This window comes from Bacillus sp. B1-WWTP-T-0.5-Post-4, assembly GCF_009183795.1.
Classification (GTDB): Bacteria; Bacillota; Bacilli; order Bacillales; family Bacillaceae_G; genus Bacillus_A; species Bacillus_A cereus.
In genome coordinates, this window is sequence record NZ_WEIJ01000010.1 from 32,904 (window position 1) to 58,714 (window position 25,811).

The following is a 25,811-nucleotide window of genomic DNA, read 5'->3' on the forward strand; positions in this document are numbered from 1 at the left end:
TAAAAGTGTAGAAAACAAATAGTGAAAAGGGAACATATCTTGCGTTTCCTTTTTTATTCTTGTAGATAAGTCTGGGGAGAAAACGGGGATTTCTGCACGTAACATAGATCTCATTGGTATACTAATTGTGTTTTACGTATAGCTGGGAGTGGGTGTGATGGTATTTGCAATTGATGCGAGATTCTGTCATTCTTTTCATGAAATTGAATCATTAGACATTCCCAATATATTGTTTCCGAGTCAGTGTAGGAAATTGTATCAAGTGATTGGAATCGGCATTCAAGAAGAATTCCGCAATCCCTATGTCATTATAAAAGAGCAACATGGTTCCGTTACATACCGATTACCAGAAGAATTATCAACATGGGTGCAGAACAAATTATTACTTGTTAAAGGGGGTGCCAGTTTGTTTCCGTGTCCTTTCGGATTTTCACATTTCCAAGTTCGTTGCTTCGCGTATTCTTGTTAACTGTTTATCATGATGAACACCGCAGAACACTTTGTAAAAGCGGAAATTGATGATGGGACCATATTTACAAGTTGAAGGTAAATGGTAAATTGTTCAAACTAATGGTTATAGAGTACAAATAAACATTAAGCAGGATAAAGACTTTCTTAGCGCCTTTGCCTCAAATTCTAACTTAATTGAAAAGAGCCTCCATTACTTTATTGGAGGCTCTTATTTTTCACTTTTTTCTCTACAGCTAAAGATTTTTTGTTTTTTTAGTGATTTTCTATTTTCTATTACAAATCGAAAGACTGTGCTTTCACATCAAATAATAAACATGAAAAGGGTTTTCCATTTAATTCTTAAGAAATCTCCCTTTTACAAGATATTCGATGTTGTTAGCTTCTTGGATTTCTTTTGATAATAACCAAATTGTATTTCTTGTTCCAGTCTTATTTTTAAATTGATGTCAAAGTTTTTCGTATTTAGTTCTTCTTTAAGGATTGTGGTTACTTTGATTAAATCCTCAATTTTAGATAAAATTGTACTTAACAATGGTAAGCCTGAGGAGATTATATCAGCTAAGTTAATCTTTAGTGACACAGTTAATCCTGAGGGGGATGAGACAATTACAAAAGAACAGCAAGCGGAATTTCACTTCTAAGAGGGGGCAGACGCCTCTCTTTTTTTATGTCGCAAATAGCATTAATTCGTTAATTAATTTATATGAGATTATCTTAAATAAGTTAGTTAAGAAAGAAAAATAAAAGTGAGTAAAAAGATAAAAATACACAGGTACGTAAAAAATAAGGAAGGTGTATTTGCAAGTGTTTTAGTTGGGTGTGATATCAATTATATTTTTAAAGATGAATATTACGTTTTAATTACTATGGATGGAAAAGGAGGAGTTTCAAAATCTATGGATGGTAAAGTGATGGGAAAGGATTATGAATATACATTATCGGGTTTTGATAAGGAAGGTAAAGAAAAAGAGTTAGAATTTATTGCACAAAAGAATCTTCGTAAAGAAGCATTCCTACGTGTATATCACTCAGATAAAAAAGGTGTAACAGCTTGGGAGGAAGTGCAGGAAGACGAGCTCCCTAAGAAAGCAAAAAAACTAGGTGTGAAATAATCAGTTATTTGTGATGGTGGATTCTCCTAGGTGGAGGGTTCGCCGTTTTTTATTATATGTTATGTTGTGGTTTTTATATAAAGCATATTGAAAAGATGGATTAAATCTTCTGGAATGATGTCTCCATAATTAATAACTTGTACAATAACCTTTCAATTATCACTAAATCCATTCATATCAACAAGTTATCCCATATATCCCTTTGTAGCAATATCTTTTAAAGTACGCTAAAAATACCCTTTATTTTATCTTTATCTTATCTTTACCTTATCTTTAAATTTTTATATTAAACTTGAAACCTTAAAGTATTGATATATGAGTCTAAAAAGGGCGGGAGATAGATGTTCATTACATAGTTTGTATATAACCAATTACCTTTGAAAAATTGAATTTCTTATACGAGGAGGAATATATGAAGGATACAAGTAAAAAACAAATTATAAAAGTGTTCCTTATTAGTATTTTAGGCTTAGGAACAATACTTGGAATGCTATATTTTAATCATAAAACCAATATTCAACAAAATAAAGCGCAAGCCACCGAAAAACGTGTATTGCAATATGAGTCTACCTTAAAAAAAGAATTAGAAAAATATAATTTAGGAGAGAAAACACCAATTTTATTAGGAATTATGTATCAAGAGAGTAGAGGTGAGGGAAACGATCCTATGCAGTCATCTGAATCACTTGGATTAAAGCCAAATGAAATTCAAGAGACAAGCTTGAGCATTGAACAGGGGGTAAAGCACTTTGCTAAAATGTACAAATATGGAACGGACAAGGATGTTAGCATGGATACAATTATTCAAAGTTATAATATGGGGCCAGGGTATATTGATTTTATTGCTAGTCAAGAAGTTAAACAACACTCGGAGGATTCGGCCAAAAAATTTTCTAAGATGAAAGTTGATCAAAATCCAGCGATGTATACTTGTGGTGGAAATAAAAATAATTTTAGGTATCCATATTGTTATGGTGATTTCACATATGCCACAAAGGTAAATGAAAAAACAAAACTTATTGAAGAACTTCTTCGAAATGTACATAGCTTTTCTAAATAAGTTGCAGAATGAAATATAATGATACCATCAGTTATTAACAATAATATCTAAGAAAAAACTACTTTCTTTCTTAATTAACATAATTTTCAAAAACAAATCCCGTGGATGTTAATATTTGTTATATAATATATTTGTCAAAGCATTATCCCTAAAGTTTCTAAAGTCAAGCTGTAAGATAGTTTGTTTGGCCCGTATTTTCACCTTAAAAGTGGAGTTTAAATATAGTTGCAATTTTTTGAGGGGGGAAAAGTAAATGTTTATAAAAACAGAAAGATTATTAATACGAAAATTTGAGTTCAAAGATTGGCAAGCTGTTCATGAGTATACATCAGATATCAATGTTATGAAATACATACCTGAAGGGGTTTTTACTGAAGAAAATACAAGAAACTTTGTGAATGAAAACATTGGTGAAAACGCTAAAAACTTTCCTGTAGTATTAATTGATAAAGATATTCTGATTGGTCATATAGTTTTTCATAAATATTTTGGTGAGCATACATATGAGATTGGCTGGGTGTTCAATCCTAAATATTTCAATAAAGGATATGCTTCTGAAGCAGCACAAGCTACATTGAAATATGGCTTTAAGGAAATGAAATTACATAGGATTATAGCTACATGTCAGCCGCAAAATACCCCATCATATCGAGTAATGGAGAAGATTGGAATGAGAAGAGAAGGTTATTTCAGGAAGTGTATACCACATGGGAATGAATGGTGGGATGAATATTATTACGCTATTTTAGAAGAAGAGTAGTGCCTTGGAACGCATCATTTAAATTGACACTCCTATTCCTAAATAGGTAAGTTGACTATCTTTATTGGAGATTCTGGCTACTAAAGGCGAAGTTTATTTCCGGTATCGCTGACGTGCAAAACTTTGTATAATCTGATCTTATCTCTAAATCACAACTGTTACCCCATCACCATCAAGTTAAAGTTTCATTTTATTTTGCTAACTTGAGGGTGATGTGACGTAACCTTAATTATTTAAAAATTTTAAAAAGGCCCCTTAGTCATGTTAAAGGGACCTTGATTACGTAAATAATCTGTCAACCAATTCATTTTTGATATACAGATCATTTGTATGATAATTTTTATGAATAATTGCTAAATAGTGAATTTACATAAATGCTTTTAGAAGTTCTTGAATTAATGGGATTGCTCCACCTATAAATTTTAAAACTGCCATTGCGATTTCCATATTATTCTCTCCTCTTTTTCGTATTAAAATGTAATAAATCTTTATAACCTTATTATAGTAAGCGCTTACAATAATAACAATACATTTCCGTATGCAATATTGCATATTTATACATTAGATCTCTATTATTCATTTTTTAATGGTACTATAGCGAGGTGAGAGTCTTTAAGGGTTCTCCTTAATAGGAGGAAATATGGAAAGAGTGCAAGCGATTTACAGTAATCAAAAATTTAAGAGTTGGGTGAAACAGGTATTAGCTGTAGGAGGAGTAATAGGGTGCTGTTATTTGGTGTTATATGTTTTCTGTTTCTTAGTTATCATGTAAATAGTATACAACTAAACTAGTAGAGTCTTGCCTAGAGAGGTAAGGCTCTTTTATTGTAGTACCTGGAGATGAGCAAACTACATACAATATCTCTCAGGTTTTTCAGATCACTTTGTAGGATTCCTTGTTTAGAACACTAATTCATATCATTGAAAACAGAATTCTATGGATAAAAAATATGTTTTTACTAGATACATACTAAAAAGATAAGCATAAATTATATTAGATTTTGGCAAAATCTTTTTGAATTGGAAAAGGATTTAAATCTTACTTATAGACTTGATTCCTTTTTATATACCATAATCCTTATATTGATACGTAAATATAATACAGTAATAATAAATTAAAAGCAAGAATTTTAGTAGCGGTACGTTCACACATCCATCAACTTAAGATTTTCAAACAAAAAATTCTTTTTTTAATTGATTAATAGTAAACGAGAAAGATTGGCAAATTAACAACTAAAGAGATTTCTTCAGGTAAAATCTATCAAAAGGTCCTTTACAAAATTTATACATAAGTCAATTATAAAATCATGTAAACATTATGTATTTTTGTAAAAGAAATTCATTGACACTTGTGTATATAAGTAACTATACTCGTTACATCAAATTGAATGCGTGATAATACGATTTTATTATTATTACAAACATGTAAATATAAAAATAGAAAATCTCAATTTGATAAATACAATGGTAGAGGTGTTTATTTTAATGAAGCACAAATTAATTGCAACAGGTATCCTTGCAGGAGCTATATTATCCTATTCTTCTAATATTTTAGCAGATACTCATAAATTCCCTGATGTTCCTACATGGGCTGATAAATCCGTTAACTATTTAGTTGATAAACAGGTATTAAATGGTTATCCAGATGGAACTTTTGGTTCAAATGACTCTTTAGACAGAGCTTCGGCTACAAAAATTATGACAAAAGTTTTAGGTATAAAAATTGATCCTAATGCAAAACCATCTTTTACAGATTCACAAAACCACTGGGCTACTCCTTATATTGCTGCTGCTGAAAAAGCTGGTATTGTTAAAGGTGAAGGGAATGGAATCTTTAATCCATCCGGAAAAGTAACTCGTGCTGCTATGGCTACCATGCTAGTAAATGCATATAAACTACAAAGCACAGCAAATCATAACGAGCAGGTTAGATTTGAAGATTTAAAAGGGCATTGGGGAGAAAAACATGCCAATATTTTAATAGATTTAAAAATTTCTAATGGTACCGAGAACGGTTGGCAACCAAATAGATTTATAACACGTGCTGAAGCTGCTCAACTTACTGCAAAAACAGATATGTTACAACAAAATTTAAACGATGAAAAAGAGGTTATTACTGCTATCTCATATGAAGATTTAAATTTAACAGTGGCTTCGAAAATTACAGCTCAAGAGATTGATAGTTTTATTGCAAAATATCATTCAGATAGTCCCTTAGTTGGACATGGACAAGATTTTATCAATGCGCAAAATCAATATGGCGTGAGTGCTCATTATTTAGCGGCGCATGCGATTTTAGAATCTGGATACGGAAAATCAGAAATCGCATATCAAAAACATAATTTATTCGGTCTACGTGCATATGATGGAGATCCGTTTAAATATGCGAAATATTTACCAAGCTACGGCGATAGTATTGCTTATAACGCTAATTATGTACGAGAAAGATATTTAGAAGAAAGTGGTATGTATTATAACGGGTCAACATTAACTGGCATGAACGTGAAATATGCATCAGATAAAGGCTGGGCTAAGAAAATTGCGGGTATTATGGAACGTATTAAACCGTTTCGTGTAGAAGACTATACATATGCAAAAAAATTACCAAAGAATCCTGAAACATTAGATGTCGACGCGTTATCTAATGAAATTCCATATAAAATGTATGCAGACGGTTCAAGCTCAAATGTTGTATCATCAGCTACTTACTATCAGGTACCTTATCCATTTAATTTAAAAATTAAAAGTAGACCAGATGTAGCTGTCGAGGAGAATAAAGTTGGTACAGTAACTCCTGGAACAACCATCTTTATTTATCGTGAAGATCCGAATGGATGGGTAGAATTCTCTTTTGAAGCTAATGGAGAAAAATATTGGACATTAAAAAATAAATTAAGTATGTAATTAAAAAGATCTATTTCACTAGTTTTAAAAGTATGGGATTGTACAATTGATTCTCTAGATTGGAAATACAATAAATTACCCGTTGATGTAGCAGCTGCAAAGATTATTCAAAATGTCTTAGCAGGTGCGACATCCGCATACTTTTTTTGGAAAATGTTGCGCAAAGTAGGTTCATTTTCAGCACTATCTCCTGGTTTACCGTAATCTTCAAGGATGTAATATTCCTTATCTTAAATGTATATATTGAATATATGAATATATTGTGTTATGATGTGAATTAGAAACTCGCGTGTTTCAAATACAACATTTTTATCTTATTGATGACCTCTTATCTTTCCGTAAGAGGTCCTTTTTTATCCCTCCGTATTGCATAGCCGCTAAAATACTATGAAAAGATACTAGAGACTACTACAATGTGATATTCTCTAGTATTTTTTCTTTATCCATATTATCTATTGTTGGGTAATCGATGAATTATTAATTTTTGTATAATTTTCACAAAATAACTTTGAACCATTATTTATTTCAATATAAAATAATAAAGGAGTATATATGAATAGGTATGTCCTTTTTATGTGATGATAATGCGGATTGAAGCGTAATACTGAAACGGTAAATGAGAAGAATCAGGGCCGAAACAGATAGTAAGGAAAGTAAAACAGTAACAGCAGACAATACTTATAATGAAAACGTTCATAATGGACTGTCTATGGATGGAGAAAAAATACGAAAAGATAAAAGGGGCAAATGAATATGAACAGAGCCTTTAAAGGTACCGTATTAGCAGGGATAAGTGTGGGTTTCTTGCCAGCTGGTTGTACAATAGAAACATATGTCCTAACGCAGTCCAGAATATAAGCAAGTAGAGTAAGTATTCTAAGCAGATAAATGAAGACTATAGCGATGAAGAAATTGAAAGACAACTAAGAGGTATAGCATCCTGACTTTCTAAATAACATGAGTGTTTCTATAAAATGAATCCTTAGGAGGGCTATTGTGGAACCTTTAATCAATGTTATTTTATACTTTGTATTTTTATTTGGAGCACTGTTTCTTATACTGGGTACTGCATTGGTTTTATTAATCGTGGCTGCATTACCAGTAATCTGGAAGAAAAATCTATCATTCCTAATGATTAGCTTAGGTATAAATATACTTGTCATTCCATTGTCTTTTTTTATTGGCGGGATGGCAACAGATTCCCCTGGTAGTACGATGCACGATTTTTGGGAAGTATTTTTGTTTATTCAGATATTTCCGTTTCCCCTAGTACTGCTATCTTTAGTTTGGTGGCTTGTGCGTCGAAAAAAAGCAAAAGTTCATGTGTAGCGTTTTTAATGCAAATAAGCTGTCCGTTTGGGCAGCTTATTATATTTATTACTAAGCGTGATTATTTCCAAAATGAATGCAATACCACTATACAGTTAAATTGAAGGTGAAACATATTGAAATCTTATCAAACTTTAGCCCACTTGTATGCATTAGGACTAGGCTGCGGACTTTGGAATAGAGAGGAGGTTATTTCATGGTGCGATAGGTTGATTGAAGCAAATGATCACCCGCCATATGAAATTATGGAGATATCTTTAATGTCTAAAGCAAAGCTGATATATATAGAATCGGCTTTACTGTCATATAGCCGCATAGTTGATGAAAACCCCTCGGTAAACATCCTTCTTTCAGTCTTAAATGAAAAGTTAGTAGCTCAGAAATGGAATATTAAACAAGCTATTACTTGCTCTACTCGATTACTAGTAAATAGAGGCCTGTATTGGGAAGAAGAATATTTTGATTTATACAGCCTTAATGATAGCTATGACTTAGCACAGGAAGGTATCCATTTTAATGAAAAAGATGTGATTTCTGCTTATATCGATACATTAGGTGTTTTTCGCGTCCATTTTAACGAGTTTGAAGATCTCTATTTACAAGTCATGAAACAGAAGTGGCAAGGGTAGAAGGCAGGAAAAAGAATCATTGAATCGTAAGAGTTACTTCCTGTATTTATCACCAAATTTATCTAGCCAAGACAAATCTGTCTTCGTGTTGATGAATTTTTGTCTCTTAATAACTTAATGCTATCGTTGTTAATTTTTCCGACAGCAAGCAAAGTTAGCATGTTTAATGCATAATGAGACACCTGTAAATGAGCATTACTATTTAAATTTTTACCAGAGAGTAATTTAGTTAATTAGTAGAAAAAAGAAGGGGCCTATTTGGCTCCTTCCTTTTTCTCATACATACATAACGCTTGTTGACAACTTATGAAATAATAGCATTCATCGCTATTAAAATATAACATTAAAAGCAATTAATTAGATATGTAATTTTGCATATATTGTACTATTTCATGAATAGGAACAAAACTATTTATCTCTTTCTGTATGGAGACAAATAGATTTAGGTTTACTTAAGTTAAGAAGACCTGATCATTGATTACTGGTTAAACCATATTTCTACGTATTTGAAAAAAAATATTTTACTGGATTGCATGTTAAAGAGAGTGAGGACTTTATGAAATATAGGTTGTTCCTTGATTTCTTACTCGTGATTTTACTAGGAGGATGCATTGGAAAAGAAGTTACGTTATATACAATTTCAAAAGGGGATATTAGTCAGTGTATCCAAAGATGCGCTCCGCTTCCTGTTTCCTATCCTACTAAATTACCATTCCAAGCAAATTCCTTCTCTTTCAAACAATTCATCCATTAAATAAAGATAATTTGGCCATACGTATCGGAGGACATGAACCCTTTTTAATAAGATTTGGAATATATTTCAATATAATTCCGATACTATAACAGATCGAAAATTTCTCTATTGGAGGTATATAATGGCATATCCATTTCGTAACTTAGTATTTGAAGGTGGCGGGGTAAAGGGAAGCGCTTATATAGGTGCCATCCGTGCACTAAATGAAGAAGGGATTTTACCAGAAATACAACGATTTGGGGGTACTTCAGCAGGAGCGATTACTGCATTACTTTTAGGTCTTTCTATTCCATTCGCAGATCTTGTAAAAATCCACAAAGACATGAATTTCAAAGCGTTTAAAGATGATGATTTTTCTATTGTACAAGATAACATTCGTTTATTTTTTGATGGTTTTGGTATCTATAAAGGGGATTTCTTCACTGAGTGGGTAGGAAAGATTGTTGAAAAGTGGACAGGGAGTAAGGACACAACTTTTCAGCAGTTGTATGACAAAACAGGAAAAGACGTGTTTTTCCAAGGAACGAACGTTTCTACACACGAGCTTCGTACGTTCTCTCGCGAAACGACACCTGATGTCCCGTTAGTAGTTGCTGTGCGGATTTCGATGTCCATCCCATTCTTTTTTAAATCTGTGGAATGGGATAAAGATTATTATGTAGACGGAGGTGTACTCGATAACTACCCAATTCGTTTATTTGATCGGAAAAGTTTTGTGAATAAGGAAGAACACTTCACGACCACAGATACGATTGACGAGGTTAATAAACTGATAAGCAATATGGAGGATCATTCTACACTAAGAAGCTTACACACGAAATACAATGCATCTTTCTTTGATCCTACAGATGAAATTGTCTACAACAAAGAAACACTAGGTTTCCGTTTAGAATCTCAGGCCGAGGTTGCCATGTTAAAACATATCGCAACTTCAACAGAACATCATATTGGCCATTCTCTTATTCATTTTGCATGGAATTTGTCTCAAACCATGATCAAAGGTCATGAGAGTGGAAAAACAACCAAAGAAGATGCTGCCCGCACTGTATTTATCAATACATTCTTTACGCCGTCATTTAATTTCGATATCACAGAAGAAGAAAAGAAAACACTCATGAATTCAGGCTATACTTCTACTAAAGACTATCTACATCAGTTTAATACGTCTGAAGTAAAAATGTTTAATCGACCATAAAGCCGAGTGCAATGCACTTGGCTTTTTCTAATCGTCCTGTAAATTTTTTAGTAGCTAATAAAAATTCAAATAGACTATGCATAGAACAAGAGAGAGGAGATAACAGAAAGTAATAAATATAAGTTTTGATGACCTCTTATTTTGTAAAACTAGGGTGTAGAAAGGGTGAAACAGGTGGAGGAAAAACGAATTATGATTTATAAAATTTTTCGGCTAACACAGTACAAAAGAGAACCCTAAAACCGTGGATGGGAATGTATCAAAAAATGAATAGAGTAAAAAGGCGGATTTCTTGTGAAAGTAGGGATTTACTTTTTCTTTCTACTGATAATAAAGCGTTATGTAGACTGGAAATGTATAAGGTATTCATTGCTATTCCTCCAAAATGCTGATGTTACATCATATTAAAATAACCTCTAATTTAAGTATTAAAATTCTCTAAATCTCGATGTATTATATTCTTGTATTTTCTCACTTTGCAAATCCGAGAAAACATCATCACTTCTGAAAGAACCCGAACTCCAGCGGGTTCTTTGAATTTACTTGAACTTATTTTTGAATCATTGTATTATATTTCCGAGTCTTACTCATATAAATCATTATCAGGAGAATCTGCAAATTTGCAGGTTCTTTTTTATTTTATTGAAAGTAAAAATTTAGCCAGTCGTTTATTTTCATATTGTTGGTTTTTATACGTGTTTGGTAAAAATCAATGAGTTGCAAAAACATCTCTATTTTTATTCCATAACTTTCTAAATTTTGTTCGCGATAGTTTGATATTATAAAAAAAGGAAATATGTGGTACGACATCACTTTGTTTTTTATACAGCTTTGTAATTAAACTATAATATTGTATTTTTTCTTCATTATTGAAATTAGTAATAATAAAATGTATTATTGAAAAGCACAATTTATAATTCAAGTAATCAAGCATATGTACCCATAATAATTCGAACATTCAGAAATTATAATATTGTCTAAAAATGAGGTGAGATTCATAGAAACAGTACATATTAAGTGGTATGGCATGTATAGTATAAATGACTTTTATAATAGGGAAGAAGCTTCTAAGAAGGGGCTATTTGCAATCTCTAGAGTATATGCTAAGAATGTAACATTGCTCTATATAGGACAAACCAAAAGAAGCTTTATACAAAGGATAAGAGAACTTAATAAAGAGTGGACTTTTGAGGAGAGCGAATTAAAGATTACATTAGGAATAATAGAATTTCCTAGTGGTGAAATTTACTCTGAAAAGAAGGTGAAAGAGATAAAATCTCTTTTGATTTTACGACATACCCCATTAGAAAACGAAACATCTTTATTATACTATAGAGGGAAATTTAATTTAAAAATTATAAATAAGGGAAGAAGAGGCTTAATTGTTAAAAAGCTTTCTACAGGAGATCTAATGTGGACGTAATTGGAATCACCTTTGAATAAAATTGAAGGTTTCTTAAGTGCAGAAGCTTATCAATTTTTAATGTATTAAACTATTTTGAATAACATATGTCAGATGCTTGAAAAAACACAAATTTTATTATGATATGAAATCCTGTATGGAAAGTGTAGTTTATTTCTATTGTTTAATAAAAATATTAAGAATTTTAGGGATAATACATAAAGAGTAGAGGAGAAAGTAAACACGGAGGTTTGAAGAATGGGACAAGTAAGCAGATTTCAGGAAAAACAACAGAATCGTCGTCAAAAGGCAATTTTTAATATTGCATTTACTTTGGTATTAGTGACAGTTGGTATAGTGACATACCAATTGTTTACCCCTTCTAATATATCAACGAAAGCAATTGCTCAAGAAAAGAAAGTAACAAAGATAGAAGAGAAGAAAACTGAAGATAAAGAAACAGCAAAGATAGAAGAGAAGAAAACTGAAGATAAAGAAACAGCAAAGATAGAAGAGAAGAAAACTGAAGATAAAGAGACAGCAAAGATAGAGGAGAAGAAAACCGAAGATAAAGAAACAGCAAAGATAGAAGAGAAGAAAACTGAAGATAAAGAAATAGCAAAGATAGAAGAAAAGAAAAGCGAAGATAAAGAAGCAGCACAGTTAGAAGGGAAACAAAAAGTAGAAAAATTGGTAAAAACGAACGGAAATGAAAATAAAGAGGAAGAAAAAACGGTATCTCAAGAAAAGGATCTTCAAACTAATCCTTCATGGAAGCCAATTGGTACAGAGCAAGGAGCAAAACCTGAAATGAAATTTAAAGAAGGAACAGTAGATTGGAGTGAGATGAAAAAAGCAATCTCTTATGCTGTTGATGTTCCAGAGAGCCAATTGATTTTCGATTTTATTGGAAATAATGGTAATAATAAAGCCTACGGTAATGTACGAGATAAACAAAATAATAAAAAATATAAGGTTAATATTGATTGGGTAGAGAATCAGGGGTGGAAACCAGCATCTGTACAAGTGGTAAAATAAATAATTGAGATTAAAAAATCCAATATCCTTTAACTTTTAATTATTCCAGTAAAAGGCTAGAGATTAACTATTGAAATAGATAGTCTCCAGCCTTTTTTTATTAGTGGGGAGAAAAGGGTTTTATAAGGAGTGCTTAATATTCAATTATTTGTTAAATTATTATTCGAAATATATAATTAAATCTTATGGAAAAGTTGTGATATAAAGCACATAATATTTTTTTGAAATTCATTAATTTTAATATGAGGTGTAGAGAATGGGAAAATCTCGCGAACAAACAATTGAAAATATTTTAGAAGCGGCTAAGAAAAAATTTGGAGAGAGTGGATATGATGGTACAAGTATCCAAGAAATTGCAAAAGAAGCAAAGGTGAATGTTGCTATGGCTTCGTATTATTTTAACGGAAAAGAGAACCTTTACTTAGAGGTATTTAAAAAATATGGTTTTGCAAAAAAACTACCAAATTTTCTTGAAGAAACGCAGCATAATCCTAAAACTGCTCTAAGACAATATTTAACTTTCTTTATTGCACATATAAAACAACATCCTGAAATTGGAACGCTTGCATATGAGGCAATTATCAAAGAAAGTTCACAATTAGAAAAAATAAAACCATATATTATTGGGAATTTTGGACAATTAAAAGAAATCTTATTGGAAGGGAAAGAACAAGGAGTTTTTCATTTCTTTTCGACAAGCCATGCTATTTATTGGATTACCTCCATAGTCTTATTTCCGAAATTTAAAAAGTTTATTGATTCGATGAATCAAAGTGACTCCGACGATATGCAAACAGAGTGGATAACAGATGATCTTGTAAACAGAATTATTTCTTCATTAATACATAATCCTACATTATAAAATATCCCTTATTTAAAAATGAATCGACAACTGATTCAATTTCCCGATTCATGAAATTACTAAAAAGTATTTGGAGTTATACCCACTGGTATTTCACATCCTTAAATAATTGTAAGTGCCATTATTTAGAATGTATCGGTATAAAAGTACATAATTCTTTTTTTTAGATGATAAAAAATTAAAAACTGCTAGTGCCATATGTATGTGTTGAATAGGATTAGTTACGTTATAATTTGTAAGTTTATAAATTACATAGATAGAATTTTTAAACATTTTACATTTCTAAATAAAGTTAAAAATCCACATCTACAGAGGTATTGGTGGGTGTGGATTTTTTAATTTTTTAGAGTAAGTGACTAAGATTTCTATGTCATAGGAGGGCTCTTAATACAGTATGCAAATCGTGAATTGTTTGTATACAAACATGAGGTAGTATCTCACTATATAGATATGCGATTAGGTATATTTTATTTGATGAATTATAACTATTATCTCCAAATATCTAACGAGACCTTACTAGAGATATTGGATTCGTATAACGAATATGTAAATAAAAAATAAAAAAATTAAATAATTCATATGAAAGGATGGGAAGAAGAAAGTAATTTAATAATGTTACTCCTTGAATTATATTATCTATAAATACATGTAATGTAATATGAAATATTACATATTTAAATAATTACTGTATGTAAAATGTTATATTCTTTGATGGAATATATAATTGGAGGAAACATTATGAATAAGAATTTAAAATTTACTCAAATGATGATTGGGATTAGTACGGTGGCATTATCATTTGGAAGTATTCAAACACAGGTATCAGCAGAAGAAAAAGTACCCTATAATATCTTACAGATAAAACCAATTGGGACAGAAACTTCAAAAGATGAAATCGTACATGCTACAAAAACTGACGAAACATTGACTTTTGAAGAGCGTTTAAAAGTAGGCGATTTTTCACAACGTCCTACTCTGGTTATGAAACGTGATGAAATTCAATTAAAGCAAAGCTACTCTCTGGCAGAACTGAATAAAATGCCTGATAACGAACTCATTGACACACTCTCAAAAATTTCTTGGAATCAAATTACTGATTTATTTCAATTTAATCAAGATACGAAAGCATTTTATCAGAATAAAGAACGCATGAACGTTATCATTAATGAATTAGGACAACGAGGAAAATCGTTTACTAAAGAGGACTCAAAGGGCATTGAAACATTTGTTGAAGTACTACGTTCTGCTTTTTATGTGGGATATTATAATAATGAATTAAGTTACTTAAAAGAGAGAAGCTTCCATGACAAATGTTTACCAGCATTAAAAGCAATTGCAAGAAATCCCAACTTTGCATTAGGTACAGCCGAGCAAGATAGGGTAATAGCTGCGTATGGAAAATTAATTAGTAATGCTTCTAGTGATACTGAAACAGTGCAGTATGCGGTAAATATTTTAAAACACTATAATGATAACCTTTCTACGTATGTAAGTAATTATGCAAAAGGACAAGCTGTATATGAAATTGTAAAAGGAATTGATTATGATATACAGTCTTATTTACAGGATACGAATAAGAAACCTAATGAAACAATGTGGTATGGAAAGATTGATAACTTTATAAATGAGGTTAGTAGAATTGCTCTCGTGGGGAATATAACAAATGAAAATAGTTGGTTAATTAATAATGGCATTTATTATGCAGGACGTTTAGGGAAATTTCATAGTAATCCAAACAAAGGATTGGAAGTTATTACACAAGCGATGAACTTGTATCCTCGTTTAAGTGGAGCTTATTTTGTAGCAGTAGAACAAATGAAAACAAACTATGGTGGAAAAGATTATAGTGGAAATGCAGTAGATTTACAGAAAATACGTGAAGAAGGGAAACAACAATACTTACCTAAAACATATACATTTGATGACGGATCTATTGTCTTTAAGACGGGAGATAAAGTAACAGAAGAAAAAATTAAGAGATTATATTGGGCAGCCAAGGAAGTAAAAGCACAATATCACCGTGTAATTGGAAATGATAAAGCACTAGAACCAGGTAATGCTGATGATGTACTAACAATAGTAATTTATAATAATCCAGATGAATATCAATTAAATAGACAATTATATGGATATGAAACAAACAACGGTGGAATTTATATTGAAGAGAAGGGGACTTTCTTTACATATGAGCGTACGCCAAAGCAGAGTATTTATAGTTTAGAAGAGTTGTTCCGTCATGAATTCACTCACTATTTACAAGGAAGATATGAGGTTCCTGGTTTATTTGGAAGCGGAGAAATGTATCAAAATGAACGATTAACTTGGTTCCAAGAAGGGAATGCAGAATTTTTTGCAGGATCTACACGTACAAATAATGTTGTTCCGCGTAAAAGTATGATAAGTGGCTTATCATCTAATCCAGCAAGCCGTTATACAGCAAAGCAAACTTTGTTCTCAAAATATGGATCATGGGACTTTTATAAGTATTCCTTTGCACTACAGTCATATTTGTATAATCATCAATTTGAAACATTTGATAAGCTTCAAGATTTAATCCGTACAAACGATGTGAAAAATTATGACTCATATCGTGAATCATTGAGCAACAATACACAATTGAATGCAGAATATCAAGCGTATATGCAGCAGTTGATTGATAATCAAGATAAATATAATGTACCGCAAGTAACAAATGATTATTTAATTCAACACGCACCAAAGCCGCTAGCTGAAGTGAAAAACGAAATTGTGGATGTAGCAAATATAAAAGGTGCCAAAATTACAAAATATGAGTCGCAATTCTTTAATACATTTACCGTGGAAGGCAAGTACACAGGTGGTACATCAAAAGGTGAGTCTGAAGATTGGAAAGCGATGAGTAAACAAGTAAACCAAACTTTAGAGCAGTTATCCCAAAAAGGTTGGAGTGGTTATAAAACAGTTACAGCCTATTTCGTAAACTATCGTGTGAATGCAGCTAATCAGTATGAATATGATATTGTTTTTCATGGTGTTGCGACCGAGGAAAAAGAAAAAACGACTACTATAGTAAATATGAATGGACCATATAGCGGGATAGTAAATGAAGAAATTCATTTCCATAGCGATGGTACAACAAGTGAAAACGGAAAAGTTATTTCTTATCTATGGAACTTTGGAGATGGTACTACAAGTACAGAAGCGAATCCTACCCACGTATACGGAGAAAAAGGAACCTATACTGTGGAACTAACTGTGAAAGATAGTAGAGGAAAAGAAAGTAAAGAACAGACAAAAGTTACTGTAAAACAAGATCCGCAAACAGGTGAATTCCATGAAGAAGAGAAGATACTCCCGTTTAATACGCTTGTAAAAGGAAATCTGGTTACTCCTGATCAAACAGATGTTTATACGTTTAATGTTACAGATCCAAAAGAAGTAGATATTTCTGTGGTAAATGAACAAAATATTGGGATGACATGGGTACTTTATCATGAATCAGACATGCAAAATTATGTAGCTTGTGGTGAAGATGAAGGAAATACCATAAAGGGGAAATTCGAAGCGAAACCAGGAAAATATTATTTAAATGTTTATAAATTCGATGATAGTAATGGTGAATATTCATTATTTGTAAAATAAATTCATATCCGATATGTATAAATGCTTATCAAAAAACAGTTACTGTAATTAAAAAGGACAGTTAAATGAAATAAGACCGTTCCTAATTATAGGAACGGTTATAAACTTATCATGTGCTAGAGGTCAATCCGAATGGCATGGAATACCTTCTCTAAACAGTATAGACATGAAAATTAACAAGTATACGTAATGATGGCAAACAACAAAACGAAACGGTTACCCTATATAAAAGCGTAACCGTTTCGTTTTGTGACAGTGGTTCATTTATGCATATTAAAAACTAGGAGGTGAGACACAATGGAAAACAATAATAGTGGAAGCAGTAACGAATTATTAGTTCGTGGTGCAGACGCAACAGCTCGTTCAAATGGATCTGTTGGTGGTGAAATCACAAAACGTCTAGTAGCAATGGCTGAACAACAACTTGGCGGTGGATTTACTCGCTAATTATAAAGTACATGGATGAAAAGGAGAGATTATATATCTCTTCTTTTTTATTGGAAAATATCTGAGCAGAGTCTTTTCAGGAGATTTAAGTAAAAGGTCAAACTCCTTCTCTATATAGCATGCGGTAACCTAATAGTTAGGAATTCATCATTTTGGAACATACATAATACTAAAAAGCAGTTAGCAAAAGCTAACTGTCATAAGAACATTACATCTATGAATTTAAGGAGTACACATAGTATGCATGAAAGTTTCAAATTTATGTAACTAAAATTAAAATAGAGCAGTTATTTGTAGCAACTGCTCTATTTAATACAACCTGGGTAAGAAGCAGGTTGTAATGTTTATTATAGATGAAATATTAGTTTTTATTCAGAAGTTGAATTACCTTAATTTATTATGACTGTGTCTTGGTCTACAACATCACTATCAAACGTGTTTGGTGCACAAACTCCATTAAAAGCATTCACAATGAACCAACAGTGGCGGCACTCGGACCATAGTACCCTTTTGTATTTTCTTTTGGAGAAACATTACAAAAATCCCCTATATTTATTAAAGTATGTATTTTGAACAAGAAGTTTAGGTATAACAGTTGGCATAGTACTCACCTGCTTCGTAAGTGAGTAGTGAACTTACTCGCCACTTAGCAAAGCTTGAAGTGGGAGCTTCTCAGTTCCACGACGAAAGTAACCTTTCGTCTCCCTGAGCGTTACTTCGGGGTGTTCCATCCCTAGATGTCCAAAGCATGGATGCTCTGTTGGTACGGTTGATATTTTACGCAGGAACCGAATGGCTTGGTTTTCGCACTCTATTTTCTTCCTGCAACCTTCTATATCAAGTTATCAAAGAACTTCATATAGCAAGTTTATCAAAAGTTTTTGGCTATGCCAAACCAAAAGTCATCTCCCACCTATCGTAGGGCTACGCCCTTCACACGCTTGAGGAAGGAGAATTCTTTCGGGGAATACGTTAAAAGTAATATTTTTGAAAAAAATGATTAGGTGTATTTTTTAGTAATTACAGTAAAAAGAGCAGCTAGCAAAAGCTAACTACTCGGTAACCAATTTGTTCTAAAACAGGTTAGTTATATTTTGGACAAATTATTAAAAAATATACAACATAGAAGAAAACATAAAAGAGCAGTAATCAATGTTAACCGCTATAATAAACACCAAAATAAGGGAAGAATATTTTTTTAAAACTCTTAAATAAACTACTATTAAGTAATTACAATATTTAAAAATAAAAAATGACCTTTGTTAATTACAAAAATTATTTTTTATACCAATTTTATTTCTTAATTGTTTATTACATTTAATAATATAAATAATTTTATTAAAATAAACGGGGAAAGGAAAATTAATCCAACTGTTGCACATATTGAAGAGTAAATCCAAAGGGAGAAGTGTAGAAAAAAGAATGACAAACAAATTATTAAAAATCATTATTACGTAGGGGGAAATCTGTAGATAAAATTATAACGTTAATTTGAAATCTTTTTCATCTTTAACTTATTATTCTCAAAATGATATAAATCCTCCAAATAAAAGGGGAAATCAAATATGAAATCATCGATAGATAGTATTCAAGAAAGTAAAAGATTAAAAAATCAACAAAAGGATGAGAAAGCAACATGGAAATCAATGTCTATGTTTCTAGTTCCCTTGCTTTTAAGTAACATTTTACAATCAGTTGGACAATTATTTGGTATGGTGGTAGTAGGGCGATGGCTTGGTGTGAATGAATTAGCTGCCATTTCAGCATTTTTTCCATTATTCTTCTTACTGGTTTCGTTTGTAATTGGAATTGGATCAGGTAGTTCGATTTTAATTGGTCAGGCATTTGGTGCCCGTAATGAAGAGCGTTTAAAAGCCATTGTTGGTACGACGTTGACATTTACCTTTATAATAGGAGTTATTTTGGCAATAGTGGGAAATGTATTTGCTCTGAACATTATGCGTCTTATGGGTACGCCAGAAAATATAATTGATATGAGTGTGCATTATGCACGTATTTTATTTATTTCTATGCCAGTTTTATTTCTATACTTCTCCTATACAACGTTTATTAGGGGTACAGGAGATTCTAAGACACCGTTTTATTTCTTAATTGTTAGTACATTCTTAAATATAATTCTATTACCTATTCTAATTTTTGGTTGGCTAGGAATACCCAAACTTGGTGTGTACGGAGCTGCTTATGCTTCTGTTATCTCAACCATTGTAACATTTATTGTTATGCTTATTTATTTAAAGAAGAAGAATCATCCACTGCAATTAGATGAGACCGTACGGAAATATCTTTGTATGGATTGGGAATTGTTAAAACTATTATTACGCCTTGGAATTCCAGCCAGTATTAATATGATTCTTGTTTCATTATCTGAGATTGCAGTAATCGCATTTGTGAATCGTTTCGGTTCTGATGCAACTGCTGCATACGGGGTTGTAAACCAGGTTGCAAGTTATGTTCAGATGCCTGCTGTCAGTCTCGGAATAACAGTATCCATTTTCGCCGCGCAATCCATTGGTGCAAAGCAATTTAATCGATTACAGGAAGTTATTCGTGCTGGAATCGTTATGAACTATATAATTGGTGGTATATTAATTGCTTTTATTTACTTGTTTTCAAGAGAAATCTTATCGTTATTCTTAACGAGCTCGAATACAATCGAAATTGCATATAGTTTGGTGATGATTACACTTTGGAGTTATTTAATTTTCGGCCATGCTCAAATTATTGGTGCGACAATGCGAGCAAGTGGAACTGTATTATGGCCCACTATTATCGGTGTTGTATCGATATGGCTTGTAGAAGTCCCAGTTGCTTATTACCTTTCTTATCATACAAATCTTGGTATAAAAGGAATATGGATTGGATATCCAGCTGCATTTATTGTAAGTTTACTTTTGCAATATGGATATTATAAATTTTCATGGAAAAAGAAACGAATTTCACGACTTGTTAGTTAGGATAGAAGGTGAAAAGATATTCCCTTATAAGTTGTCAATTTTAGGGGGATGGTTACGACATCATCAAGCTAATAAAACCAAGTTACCCTCAAACGGGGTATCTTGGTTTTATATTGTAAATTCAATATCACTCATTTATAAATTTAGTTAGTAACCAGAGTCTTCTGAAGTAAGATTATCTATCATTTTATAATCGTATTTTTGCAATGGTTTTTCAGCAGGCCCTTCAAGTACTTCTCCTGTATACGAGAATCGCGAACCATGGCATGGACAATCCCAAGAACGTTCACCATTGTTCCATTCAACTTCGCATCCGATATGAGTACAAGTTGTATCTACAATATGAAGTTTACCTTCTGCATCTTTATAAGCTCCTTTTCTATGGCCATCAATATCAATGACGGCTCCTTCATCGTTAGATAAATCATGGATGCGCTTTTGAGGGATTTCTAACTTTCCTTTAATTAAGTGACCAACAACATTGGCATTTTCGACTAAGAAATTCTTTAAACTAGGATTCATGTGGAAACGAGAGGGAGTATATAATTCCCGATATTTGCTTTTTTCCTTTAATATGATGTCTCGGAATAAAAGAGCAGCTGCAGTCCCATTAGTCATACCCCATTTTCTGTATCCAGTAGCAATTAATATATTTCTCTGATCGGAGGTGATTTCTCCGATATAAGGAATTTTGTCTAGTGTAATTAAATCTTGTGCTGACCAACGATATGGGATATTTTCAAGGCCAAAAACTTGTTGCCCGAATATTTCTAGTGCTTCATAATGTTTTAGTGTTTCTCCGCCTTGTCCCGTTTTATGACTTTCTCCAGAGATAAGAATAAATTTTTCTCCATTAATTGTTGTAGAACGGAGGGAACGGGTTGGTTCATCTACACTAATATACATACCACCTGGATAATCTGTTTTTGTCTTAGCGGCAATTATATAGGATCGGTCTGCATGCATTCTTGTAGAGTAAAGTCCTGCGCCTTCATAAAAAGGGAAATGAGAACAAGAGAGAATATACTTGCCTGTAATTTGAGCTCCTCCACGGGTAAGAACTACAGGTTGTTTACCTGTTTTTATATTTACTGCTGTGGTATTTTCAAAGATGTATCCACCTTTTTCTGTAATTATATTTGAAAGATGAGCTAAATACTTAAGGGGATGGAATTGTGCTTGATTTCTCATAACAAGTGCATTATGTATGTTTAAGTTAATAGGAAGTTTGTTTACAAGTTCACCTTCAATACGAAGCTCTTTATAAGCTTCTGCTTCTGTTTCTAACTTAAATGCATATTCTTCTGTTGTGGAATACAGATAAGCATCTTGTTCAGTAAAATCGCAATCAATGTGATGTTTATTAATTGTGGTTTGAATGAATTTTAAAGCATCTATGTTTGCTTCGTAATACAATCTTGCGGTAGTTTTTCCAGTATATCTGATAAGCTCGTCATAAATCATATCATGTTGAGCAGTAATTTTAGCTGTCGTATGTCCAGTCGTTCCATTTAATAATTTGTCCGCTTCTATAACTGCGACTTTTAGACCTTCATTTACTAAAAGATAGGCAGAAGTAATGCCAGTAATTCCTCCACCTACAATAATAACATCGACTTGCATGTCATTTTCCAAGGAAGGGTATTTTGGTAAATCGATACTGCTCGTCCAATAAGATTCGGCATTATTGGGTAATATTCCACCGTAATTATCGTTATTCGTCACTATAAATCCTCCATCCAATGTTTTATAGGTCTATTATTTCCATTTATTAGAGAGGTAAACTTTGAGTTTAGAAAACAGCAAATTGTGGCTGGATGGCATGTTCAATTTAGATGTAATTTCATGTGAATAAAAGTAATTTGTCTTTAGCAAATATCTTTAATTAACTATCATGTTTAGAAAGATAAAAAGTAAAAAATCCACATGGTGAAACAAGATACTTCTTATGTTTGCTTTATAACTGGGAGGGTATTTCTTCTCTATTCTAGACGTTGTGTTGCCCTTAAATAAAGTTTAATCAAATTAATACTAAATAATCTTGATAAACAATCATAGAAAAGAGTGTGTTTTGAAAAAGGTAAATCAAAACACGCTCTTAATATTTTCATTTGTTTTATTCTTTTATAAAAAAGTTTAATCATTTCCTATCTGCATGACTATACTATTAGACTCTTTTCTTTAATAAGTTTAAAAGTTAATGTGGAGAATTCAAGTGCTTATAAGGAATACTTAGCTAACTGTTCACCCCAAGATGATAATTCAGTTTCAATAAATCCTGCTTTTTTATATACAAATTTAGCTGTAAGGTTTTCAGGAGCATATCCAATCATTATTATAGAATTTCTTACGTTATTATTTCTTCTTATTTCATCAATAACCAGATATATAGCTTGTTTTCCTATACCCTTCCCTTGAAATTCTTCATCAATCATAAGTCTATAAATCCAATAATTTTTATCATCAGGATCTATCCCAAACATAGTAAATCCAATCATTTTCTCATCAAAATAAATACCTTTTGCATAGAAATTATCTAGAAATTGAACTTCTGCGATAGAGTAAAGGTTGGATGCAATAAATGTTTGTTGTTCTTTTTTAACAGATAATCTAATTGCTTCTTCCCAATTACTTTTGTCAATTGGCTTTAAATAAATTTTTTTCAATCTGATAATCTCCTTCTAATATTAAAGGGGAACCACGTAGTTTATGGGCTATTGGAACGTTATCCCCTTATTTTTTCGCCCAATCAAATAGAAATAATTTCTCATCGACAACGCCTCCTTAAAGGTATAGTTAAAAACACGTTATTATACTCAATATAATTATATTCTTTTCTTTTCTCTATATTTTTTTAAAGACCTTATTATCCATATCAAATTTCACTGTTAACTTAATAACGGTTATTCAATTAAATGGCTCTGTAACGGAATAGTTTATTGTCATTCAACAATTCCTTAATTGCTCTTTCACTACCAGAAGATGTTCTTTTCATTATAAATATGCTCTTTATATCATCAAAAAGGGGGAAAGGTGCAATCATAATTCTAAATAACTGTTAATATAACGATATTTGATAAATTTTGACACATTTTAGATGTTTAAGGTTTCTTCAAAAGGTGCTCTTTTTTAACTTTTAAACCTTATCTCAAGCTTAAAATTGTTTTGAATTATACAAAATGTATCCTTAATAGCAACATGTTTTTATATTAGTTAATTGCGTTTGATATACTGCTTTGGCGTAGTGCAACGGATAATGGGTTCAATTAAAGGGTATTATCAAAGAGAATACTATAAAACAATTTAAGAAATAGATAAGGGGTGAACAAGTGGTGGAAAACATGATAAATGAGGATAACTTTGGTTTACAAAGGCAACCTTCTCAAAAGACGGTTGGTCAATATTTATTCGATTGTTTAAAATTGGAGGGCATTACAGAGATTTTTGGTATTGCAGGGGACTATAATTTTACACTTCTTGATACTTTAGAGTGTTATAAAGGTATCCGCTTTATAGAAGGGCGTAACGAACTAAACGCTGGCTATTCTGCAGATGGTTATGCAAGAATTAAAGGGATGGCCGCTCTTATTACAACTTTTGGAGTCGGAGAACTCAGCGCTTGTAATCCTATAGCCGGAGCTAATAGTGAGCATGTACCAATTATTCATATAGTGGGTGCGCCTCCCGAAAATGATCAAAAAAAGCATAAGCTAATGCATCACACTTTAATGGATGGGAATTTTGATGTTTTTCGCAACATGTATGAGCAAATTACTGCATACAGCACGGTGCTTACGCCTGAAAACGCTAAAATTGAAATTCCAGCCGCAATTCAAATTGCTAAAGAAAAGAAAAAGCCTGTATATCTTGTTGTGGCCGATGATTTAGTGACCAAACCGATTAAAAATCGTGTAGAGCCAACACCCCAACGCCCAACATCTAATTTGAAAACTCTTCATGCTGCGGCCAATCATGTCCATAAGCTATTAGATCATGCACATCGACCAGTTATACTGGTGGATGTGAAAACCATGCGTTTCGGTCTTCAAGCGGCAGTTCAACAACTGACAGACACCATGAATGTTCCTGTTGCAACGATGATGTACGGAAAGGGAGGATTCGACGAAACACATCCAAATTATGTGGGAATGTACTTAGGATCTTTTGGAGATTCTGAAGTTCAAAGTAAGGTAGAAAATGCAGATTGTATCATCGCAATTGGTATGGTATTGGCGGATACTAATACCGCGAGTTTTACCGCAAAACTAAACCAGCTGATAACCGTCGATATTCAACCGGATATGGTTAAAATTGCTGAGGCAGAGTATCCGAATGTTCTTGCAGCTGACATGTTACTTGCAATACAGAATGTGGGTTATAAGGGACAAGGCTTGGTAGAAAAAATGTCATTCCCTTACGACCAATTAAATACTAACACCGATGCCCCTCTAATAGCAGCCAACTATTATCCACGTTTTCAGCAGATGCTGAGAGAGGAAGACATTGTAGTTGTCGAGACCGGTACATTCTATTACGGAATGGCAGAGGTGAGACTACCGAGCGATGTAATATATATTGGGCAAGGTGGTTGGCAGTCCATCGGTTACGCAACCCCTTCGGCGTTTGGTGCTATTATGGCTGTGCCTGAACGCCGAGTGTTTCTGTTTACAGGGGATGGAGCCTTACAACTGACAGCTCAAGAAATCAGCACCATGCTTTATTATGGATGCAAGCCTATAATTTTTGTCTTAAACAACGATGGTTATACGATTGAAAAATATTTGAATGTAAAAACAAAAAATCAAAAGTACAACAAAATTCCTCAATGGTCTTATACTAAGCTAGCGGAAGTTTTTGGAGGCGATGCGCTTACAGCTACAGTCCGTACCTACGGAGAGCTTGATCAGGCAATAAACCAAGCTGAAATAGAAAGTACTGAAAAACTCTGTATTATTGAAATGATTGTAAAAGATCCAATGGATGCATCTAGATATATGAAAAAGATGCGCAATTATATGGAGAAGCAGGAAATGCAGCGTACTCAGCAATAGTATTGAATAGATTAGGAAGATAAGTCTAATTTTTTTAGAGGAATTCTGAAAAATTTACAGAAAAATTGTTAGGTGTATTTTAAGATATAAAGTTGATGAATGTTCGATATATTAGGAAGAAGCGTGTTTTGAAGAAGATAATCATAACACGCTTTTTTTATATTCAATTGCCATCCCTTATTTGATACTAATAGCACAGTC

Annotated in this window: 19 protein-coding genes and 5 pseudogenes; 18 read left to right on the forward strand and 6 right to left on the reverse strand. The window is 32.4% G+C overall.

The window, feature by feature from the left end:
• Positions 1-157: 157 nt before the first annotated feature.
• On the forward strand, positions 158-469 hold the full coding sequence (locus GBN91_RS23670; RefSeq protein ID WP_000230685.1) for a hypothetical protein: 312 nt from the start codon (positions 158-160) through the stop codon (positions 467-469).
• 334 nt (positions 470-803) lie between these two features.
• Here the strand turns inward: GBN91_RS23670 and GBN91_RS29760 are convergent.
• Positions 804-1,051 (reverse strand): annotated as a pseudogene (locus tag GBN91_RS29760) (hypothetical protein); the annotation flags it as partial.
• 178 nt (positions 1,052-1,229) lie between these two features.
• Between GBN91_RS29760 and GBN91_RS23675 the strand changes: the two are divergent.
• The 3 genes from GBN91_RS23675 to GBN91_RS23685 all read left to right on the forward strand — a co-directional run bounded on the left by GBN91_RS23675 (position 1,230) and on the right by GBN91_RS23685 (position 3,403).
• Entirely contained in the window at positions 1,230-1,583 is a 354-nt protein-coding gene (locus GBN91_RS23675) for a YxeA family protein (RefSeq protein WP_152122538.1), read from the forward strand.
• Between the two features lie 412 nt (positions 1,584-1,995).
• Positions 1,996-2,643: a lysozyme family protein gene (locus GBN91_RS23680; protein ID WP_000655733.1), complete on the forward strand. Its 648-nt coding sequence runs from the start codon at positions 1,996-1,998 to the stop codon at positions 2,641-2,643.
• A 253-nt stretch (positions 2,644-2,896) separates the two neighbouring features.
• Entirely contained in the window at positions 2,897-3,403 is a 507-nt protein-coding gene (locus GBN91_RS23685) for a GNAT family N-acetyltransferase (RefSeq protein ID WP_000470146.1), read from the forward strand.
• A gap of 366 nt (positions 3,404-3,769) precedes the next feature.
• Here GBN91_RS23685 and GBN91_RS23690 read toward each other — a convergent pair whose 3' ends face one another.
• Positions 3,770-3,955, reverse strand: a complete 186-nt coding sequence (locus tag GBN91_RS23690) for a hypothetical protein (protein ID WP_001987408.1) — start codon at positions 3,953-3,955, stop codon at positions 3,770-3,772.
• A 933-nt stretch (positions 3,956-4,888) separates the two neighbouring features.
• On the opposite strand from GBN91_RS23690, the gene GBN91_RS23695 reads away from it, so the two are divergent.
• Both GBN91_RS23695 and GBN91_RS23700 read left to right on the forward strand, forming a co-directional pair.
• Positions 4,889-6,307 carry an S-layer homology domain-containing protein gene (locus GBN91_RS23695; protein WP_152122499.1) on the forward strand — a complete coding sequence of 473 codons (1,419 nt, stop codon included), beginning with the start codon at positions 4,889-4,891 and terminating at the stop codon, positions 6,305-6,307.
• A 24-nt stretch (positions 6,308-6,331) separates the two neighbouring features.
• A pseudogene (locus tag GBN91_RS23700) lies at positions 6,332-6,445 on the forward strand (polysaccharide deacetylase); the annotation flags it as partial.
• On the opposite strand, the pseudogene GBN91_RS29765 reads toward GBN91_RS23700, so the two are convergent.
• Positions 6,433-6,525 (reverse strand): annotated as a pseudogene (locus GBN91_RS29765) (peptidase M56); the annotation flags it as partial. The pseudogenes GBN91_RS23700 and GBN91_RS29765 overlap by 13 nt on opposite strands.
• Before the next feature lie 398 nt (positions 6,526-6,923).
• On the opposite strand from GBN91_RS29765, the gene GBN91_RS29510 reads away from it, so the two are divergent.
• The 10 genes and pseudogenes from GBN91_RS29510 to GBN91_RS23760 form a co-directional block, all read left to right on the forward strand.
• Positions 6,924-7,058 (forward strand): hypothetical protein, encoded by a 135-nt coding sequence (locus GBN91_RS29510; protein WP_002024095.1) that lies wholly within the window; start codon positions 6,924-6,926, stop codon positions 7,056-7,058.
• 245 nt (positions 7,059-7,303) lie between these two features.
• Entirely contained in the window at positions 7,304-7,636 is a 333-nt protein-coding gene (locus GBN91_RS23710; RefSeq protein WP_113304744.1) for a hypothetical protein, read from the forward strand.
• 116 nt (positions 7,637-7,752) lie between these two features.
• Positions 7,753-8,265, forward strand: a complete 513-nt coding sequence (locus GBN91_RS23715) for a hypothetical protein (protein WP_000844534.1) — start codon at positions 7,753-7,755, stop codon at positions 8,263-8,265.
• 556 nt (positions 8,266-8,821) lie between these two features.
• A complete protein-coding gene (locus tag GBN91_RS29345) occupies positions 8,822-9,019 on the forward strand; it encodes a hypothetical protein (RefSeq protein WP_076876244.1) in 198 nt (65 codons plus the stop codon).
• Between the two features lie 121 nt (positions 9,020-9,140).
• Entirely contained in the window at positions 9,141-10,214 is a 1,074-nt protein-coding gene (locus GBN91_RS23730; protein WP_025709603.1) for a patatin-like phospholipase family protein, read from the forward strand.
• 988 nt (positions 10,215-11,202) lie between these two features.
• Positions 11,203-11,637, forward strand: coding sequence for a hypothetical protein (locus tag GBN91_RS23740; RefSeq protein ID WP_025709602.1), 435 nt, complete (start codon positions 11,203-11,205; stop codon positions 11,635-11,637).
• A gap of 237 nt (positions 11,638-11,874) precedes the next feature.
• Positions 11,875-12,654 carry a YrrS family protein gene (locus GBN91_RS23745; RefSeq protein ID WP_152122501.1) on the forward strand — a complete coding sequence of 260 codons (780 nt, stop codon included), beginning with the start codon at positions 11,875-11,877 and terminating at the stop codon, positions 12,652-12,654.
• A gap of 256 nt (positions 12,655-12,910) precedes the next feature.
• Positions 12,911-13,516, forward strand: a complete 606-nt coding sequence (locus GBN91_RS23750) for a TetR/AcrR family transcriptional regulator (protein ID WP_000520479.1) — start codon at positions 12,911-12,913, stop codon at positions 13,514-13,516.
• A 738-nt stretch (positions 13,517-14,254) separates the two neighbouring features.
• Entirely contained in the window at positions 14,255-17,137 is a 2,883-nt protein-coding gene (gene colA / locus GBN91_RS23755; protein WP_152122503.1) for a collagenase ColA, read from the forward strand.
• A 342-nt stretch (positions 17,138-17,479) separates the two neighbouring features.
• Positions 17,480-17,584 (forward strand): annotated as a pseudogene (locus GBN91_RS23760) (alpha/beta-type small acid-soluble spore protein); the annotation flags it as partial.
• A 389-nt stretch (positions 17,585-17,973) separates the two neighbouring features.
• On the opposite strand, the pseudogene GBN91_RS23765 reads toward GBN91_RS23760, so the two are convergent.
• A pseudogene (locus GBN91_RS23765) lies at positions 17,974-18,186 on the reverse strand (spore germination protein).
• A 1,044-nt stretch (positions 18,187-19,230) separates the two neighbouring features.
• Between GBN91_RS23765 and GBN91_RS23770 the strand changes: the two are divergent.
• On the forward strand, positions 19,231-20,559 hold the full coding sequence (locus GBN91_RS23770; RefSeq protein WP_414826878.1) for an MATE family efflux transporter: 1,329 nt from the start codon (positions 19,231-19,233) through the stop codon (positions 20,557-20,559).
• Positions 20,560-20,706: 147 nt separating this feature from the next.
• On the opposite strand, the gene GBN91_RS23775 is transcribed toward GBN91_RS23770, so the two are convergent.
• On the reverse strand, positions 20,707-22,284 hold the full coding sequence (locus GBN91_RS23775) for an FAD-dependent oxidoreductase (RefSeq protein WP_124749705.1): 1,578 nt from the start codon (positions 22,282-22,284) through the stop codon (positions 20,707-20,709).
• A 494-nt stretch (positions 22,285-22,778) separates the two neighbouring features.
• On the reverse strand, positions 22,779-23,225 hold the full coding sequence (locus GBN91_RS23780; RefSeq protein ID WP_124749704.1) for a GNAT family N-acetyltransferase: 447 nt from the start codon (positions 23,223-23,225) through the stop codon (positions 22,779-22,781).
• A 666-nt stretch (positions 23,226-23,891) separates the two neighbouring features.
• Here GBN91_RS23780 and GBN91_RS23785 point away from each other — a divergent pair.
• The gene (locus GBN91_RS23785) at positions 23,892-25,610 is read left to right on the forward strand and encodes an alpha-keto acid decarboxylase family protein (protein WP_113304790.1); all 1,719 of its coding nucleotides are present in this window, start codon (positions 23,892-23,894) and stop codon (positions 25,608-25,610) included.
• Positions 25,611-25,811: the final 201 nt, after the last annotated feature.